This window comes from Thermoanaerobaculia bacterium (genome assembly GCA_035717485.1).
Lineage (GTDB): Bacteria > Acidobacteriota > Thermoanaerobaculia > UBA5066 > DATFVB01 > DATFVB01.
On the sequence record DASTIQ010000082.1, the window covers coordinates 1 to 5100 of the forward strand.

Annotated in this window: 5 protein-coding genes; 1 reads left to right on the plus strand and 4 read right to left on the minus strand. The window is 71.5% G+C overall.

Annotated features, from left to right (window positions below; all coding sequences use genetic code 11):
• A partial coding sequence (locus VFS34_04250; protein HET9793653.1) for a hypothetical protein occupies positions 1-1686 on the plus strand: 1686 nt, incomplete at its 5' end.
• Between the two features lie 103 nt (positions 1687-1789).
• On the opposite strand, the gene VFS34_04255 is transcribed toward VFS34_04250, so the two are convergent.
• Genes VFS34_04255 through truA form a run of 4 tightly spaced genes read right to left on the minus strand, consistent with a single transcriptional unit; the run spans position 1790 to position 4840 of the window.
• Positions 1790-2569 carry a class I SAM-dependent methyltransferase gene (locus VFS34_04255; GenBank protein HET9793654.1) on the minus strand — a complete coding sequence of 260 codons (780 nt, stop codon included), beginning with the start codon at positions 2567-2569 and terminating at the stop codon, positions 1790-1792.
• Positions 2566-3351, minus strand: coding sequence for a deoxyribose-phosphate aldolase (gene deoC / locus VFS34_04260; GenBank protein HET9793655.1), 786 nt, complete (start codon positions 3349-3351; stop codon positions 2566-2568). Before deoC ends, VFS34_04255 begins: the two co-directional genes overlap by 4 nt.
• A gap of 11 nt (positions 3352-3362) precedes the next feature.
• On the minus strand, positions 3363-3929 hold the full coding sequence (thpR, locus tag VFS34_04265) for an RNA 2',3'-cyclic phosphodiesterase (protein HET9793656.1): 567 nt from the start codon (positions 3927-3929) through the stop codon (positions 3363-3365).
• A complete protein-coding gene (truA, locus tag VFS34_04270; GenBank protein ID HET9793657.1) occupies positions 3926-4840 on the minus strand; it encodes a tRNA pseudouridine(38-40) synthase TruA in 915 nt (304 codons plus the stop codon). Before truA ends, thpR begins: the two co-directional genes overlap by 4 nt.
• Positions 4841-5100 lie beyond the last annotated feature (260 nt).

A 5100-nucleotide genomic window follows, 5' to 3' on the forward strand; every position in this document is an offset into this window, starting at 1 on the left:
TCCGGGAATTTCATCTACGCGGTCGAGACCGATCCGTCCGGTGGAGACGGCCGTTTCGTCGTCATCGACAAGAACGTGGCGCCGACGGTGACGATCCAGACGAACCCGGTGACCGACACGCTCGTTCCTCCGAAAACGCCCGTCGTGGCGGCGAAGGTCCGGACGACGACGCTCGTCCCGGTGACCTTCGCGAGCGCGGACGACTCTCCCGACAGCTCGATCGTCACGGCCACTCCGAAGCCGGGCATCACGCGATTCACGCTCCCGAGCGGAAACCTCCTGCCGACGAGCACGTCGTACTCGATCCTTCCCGTCGGGGGAAAGATCGTCTCCGGCGTGCGAGGCGCGCTCGTCGAGTTCACGCTGCTTCCCCCGGGCAATCCGACGGACCTCGTCGTCCCGCTGGCGATCAGCTCGAAGAGCGGCGCCATCAGGACGGATTTCACCCTGTACGACGGTACCGCGCCCACCGGGGCCGTGATCGCGTCGTTCTTCTCGACCCCCGTCCCCCCGCCCCCTTCGAAGGCCTACGCCGTCGGCCCCTCGACGACGCTCACGGTGCCCGACGCCCTCGGGGCCTCGCAGCTGAACGCCGGCGATGCGTTCGGCACGGTCCTCTTCACCCCGACGCTCGTGGACGCCCCGAACACGCAGGCGATGACGCGCACCTATGCGATCCGAAGCGACGGGGGCACGTACGGCTTCTCGGTCACGGCCAGGCACTCCGGCTCGGGACTCGCGCCGGGCTCGGCCGAAACCGTCTTCCTGCAGACGGAATCCGGGGAGATCTCGATCCTCGGCATCTATTCGCCGACGGGCGCCAACGGCACGGCGACGCTCCACGGTCCCGACGGAACCGTCCGCGGAACCTTTCCCTTCTTCCTCCCGGCGAACAACCGGCAGGAGAGCAATCCCGCGTTCGCGGCCTTCGGCGTGGACGCGGAGAACGGCGACTACGTCACGTTCGACGTCCAGGCCGGGAACGTGTTCCCCTACGCGGTTCTCTTCCAGCAGACCGGCGACGCGGCCTACGTGCCGCCGGTCGTCGCCCAGCCGGATTTCGTCTTTCCCATCGCCGGCTCGGGCTCGTCGGCCGGGGGAACGCTCGTGAGCGAGCTCGAGTTCGCCAACCCGTCCGCTTCCGAGACCGCGAACGTCACGCTCGATTTCTTTCCGGCGTCTTCGGCCTCGCCCTCGGTGACGCCGTTGTCGGTGCCTCCCGGAGCGACGGCCGTCCTCCGCTACGAGGACCCGGCGCTCGGATTCGGCTCCGTCGTCGTCAAGAGCTCCGTTCCGATCGACGGGATGGCGCGATTCGCCAAACGAACCCCCGCCGGGGACTTCGCCTCCGCCGCGCGCCCGGTCTATTCGTTCACCACGACGGGGCGATTCCTGGTCTCGTCGGACAACCGGCTCCATCGAACGCTCTTCCTCTTCAATCGCGGAACGGCCGGCACGGTCGTCTTCACGTTCCGGGACGTGCACGGGGCGATCGGCAAGCTGCAGGTCCCCGTCGGCGATCACCGGCTCCTCGTCCTGGGGAACGTCGGCGCGCTCGTCGGGTCGGCGGGCGGCCGGATCGAGTACGCGGGATCGGCGGGGGCGGCGTTCTACGGTTGGCTGTCGGCGACCGACAACGTGACCGGCGATTCGGACCAGCAGGAGGCGCTGCCTCTCACGCCCTGACGGGAGTCACGGGTCGAAGAGTCGAAAGTCGCGAGTCACAAGCGAGGGGAGCCCCGAGTCAGATTCCCGACGAGCGACCCGCTGCTGGCGACTCGCGACTGAATCAGTCGCCGACCGTCCCCACGAACACCGTCGTCTCGTACTCCATGACGACGGCACCGTTCTCCGCCGTCTCCCGGAACAGTCTTCCGAGCTCCTCGACCATCGGCGCGTGGCGCGGATCGCCGGGGGGCGGCGTGTAGGACGAGGAGAGCACCCGCGCGCGCAGCCCGTCCTCGTCGAACCGCTGCGCGTTCGGGAGCGCGAACCGCCGCCACGGACCGGGACGGAAGAACGACTCGAAGACGTCCGGGCCGAGATTCTTGTGGTCGACCGCGCCGTAGTCGGTCCCGTGGCGGCGCAGGAGCGATTCGTATCCTTCCAGGAACGCGCTGCCGGAGGTTTTGCGGTCGTTCCACACCAGGACCACGGTTCGCGGCGGGCGCAGGATGCGCGCGAACTCGGTGCGCGCGGCTTCGCGATCGAACCAGTGAAACGCCTGGCCGGCGGCGACGAGATCGACGCTCTCCGCGGGGAGCGTCGTCGCCTCCGCGCTCCCGGCGACGCTGCGAAAGAGGGGACGGCCCGCGAGCGCCTCTTCCGCGGCCGCCCGCATCTTCGCGTTGGGCTCGATCGCGAACACCTCGTGGCCGGCGTCGAGGAACAGCCGCGTCAGGATCCCCGTTCCCGAGCCGACGTCGGCGACCGAATGCGCGGGAAGGAGTCCCGCCTCGCGCCGCAGCAGCGGGATCAGCCCATCCGGGTATCCCGGGCGGGAGCGCACATAGGCGTCGACGCGTCCCGAGAAGCGTGCCCGCGGATCGGGGCGGCCGGAATCGCTCATCCGGCGCCTTCGGACGACGCCGCGACGAGATCGTCGAGCAGCGACGACGCGCCGATCCGGAACCGGTCCGCGCCGGCTCCGTCCGGACCCCGGACCCGCCTCGCGAGGTCGAGATAGGCGAAGGCGTCCGCCCGCCGCCTTATCCCGCCGGACGCCTTGACCCCGACGCGCCGCCGCAGGCGCTCCTCCGCGTCGCGCGCGGTCTCGAGGAGAATGCGGATCGTCTCCGGCGTGGCGCCCGCGGGAATCGTCCCCGTCGAGGACTTGACGAAGTCGGCGCCGGCCGCGATCGCGATCCCGGCGGCCCGCCGGACGTCGTCCGCGGACCCGAGCTCTCCCGTTTCGAGGATCACCTTCAGCGTGGCGCCGGCGCAGGCTTCCCGGATGGCGGCGATCTCGTCGGCGACGCGGCGCTCGTCCCCGCGGCGGAACGCCCCGCGATCGATCGGCGCGTCGATCTCGTCCGCGCCTTCGCCCCGCGCGCGCCGGACTTCCTCGAGCTTTTCGGGAAGCGGCGCGCGGCCGGAGGGGAAGTCGCCCGCGACGGAGGCGAGGCGGACGGCCGACCCGTCGAGCGCCCGCCGCGCGGCGTGGACGAATCGCGGGAGGATGCAGACGGCGGCCGCCGAAGGAGCGCCCGGCGCCGGGGCCGCCGCGCGGCGGCAGAGCGCGGCGACGGATTCCTCTGTGTCTTCCCCGCGGAGCGACGTGAGGTCCAGGACCGCGATCGCGGCGAAGGCGCGCGCGGGGAGGGAGTCCGCCGCCCGGGTCGTCCCGGTCATCGCCGCGGAGCTTACTCCGCCGCCGCGTTCGCGCGGCCGAGCGGATAGCTCCCGAGCTCCCGGTGAACGGCGCCCGAGGGGGTGAGAGAGCTCGCGTAGAGCGAGAACGACGGGACGCTCCACGGCGCGGTCGAGAACGCCTCACGCCGGGCGATCCATTCGCGGACGGCCGATCCCCGGGTTCCGTCGAGCCGCGCGAGCGTCAGATGCGGCGAGAACCGTTTTTCGTCCGGAGCGACGGCGCCGTCGAGCCGCCGTTCGACCGCGTCGTGCAGCTCTTCGAGCGGCGCCGCGGGGGAGAGCGCGATCCAGAGCACTCTCGGGGACCGGAAGGAGGGGAAGACGCCGAATCCCCGGGCGGTGAGCTCGAAGGGCTCGAAGCTCACGGCCCGCAGGCGTTCGGCGATTCCGGCGACGGCCTCGACCGGGACCGAACCGAGGAATCGGAGCGTCACGTGGAGCTGGCCGGGACGCGTCCACTTCGCGCCGGCGAGGTCGCGGCAGATCGGCGCGAGCGACTCCCGGACCGGTTCGGGCGGGTCGATCGCGACGAAGAGTCGCGCGGCGGCGGCGTTCATCCGCGCCCGCGAGGGGGCGCCCCGCGGCGGGCACGCGGGGGAGCCCCGCGGCGGGGACGCGGGGGAGCCCCGCGCGGCGGACGCGGGGGAATTCCGCGCGGGGGAGGCGACGGCTTCGCGCGGGCCGCGGGCGGAGAAGCGGGGCGAGGCGGGCGCGCCGGGGAGGCGCCGCCGGGCGGCCCGTAGACCACGCGCGCGAGAAAAAGCCCGGACGGAGGAGCGGTCCAGCGCGCCGGCTCGCGGGAAGGGCGGGCGAGCAGCGCCGCGATCGAGTCGGGAGCGAGATTCCCCCGGCCGACCTCGACGAGCGTTCCGGTCATGCGGCGGATCATCTTCCAGAGGAAATGCGAGGCGGACACGCGGAGCAGGATCTTCGAGCCGCTCTCGTCGACCTCGCACCGTTCGACGCGCACGCGCGTGGACGTCTGCCCGGCGGGGTTCTCGCAGAACGAGGAGAAGTCGTGGTCGCCGGCGAAGAGCGCCGCGGCCCGGCGCATCGCCTCGACGTCGAGCGCGTCCCGGACCCACCAGACGAAGGGTTTCTCGAACGCGGTCCGCACCCGGGAGATGCGGTACTCGTATTCCCTCGAGATCGCGTCGTGGCGCGCGTGGAAGGACGGATCCACCTCTTCGGCGGAAAGGACGTTGACGTCGGAAGGAAGGGCGTCGTTGACGCCGTACTGGATCTCGAGACCGGCCAGCCGCTTCTCCGCGCGAAAATTGGCGACCTGCGCGAGCGCGTGCACGCCGGCATCGGTTCGTCCCGCGCCGGTCATCCGGATCGGCTCGCCGAACAGGGCGGAAGCGGCGCGCTCGAGAACGGCCGCGACCGTGCGATCGGTGTTCTTCTGCGTCTGCCAGCCGCGGTAGCGCGTTCCGTCGTACTCGACCGTCAGCTTGTAGTTCGGCATCCTCTTCACCCTATCCCGAAATTCCCGGCGCGTGAATTGCAGGCCGATCCGCGGGATGATCCAGGAGTGACAGTGAGAACGAGCTTGACGGCGGGCTCCGGATCTCGTCGATCGGGCGACCCTCCGCGATCCGAGCTCCGCGAGCGTCGCGAACCCGACGGCACATGGACACCCTGACCCACGGCCTCGCCGGGGCCCTTCTCGGGCGCGCCGGTTCCGGCGAGGAGTCCGCCCGCGCGGTCGTCGCGACGGCCGCGATC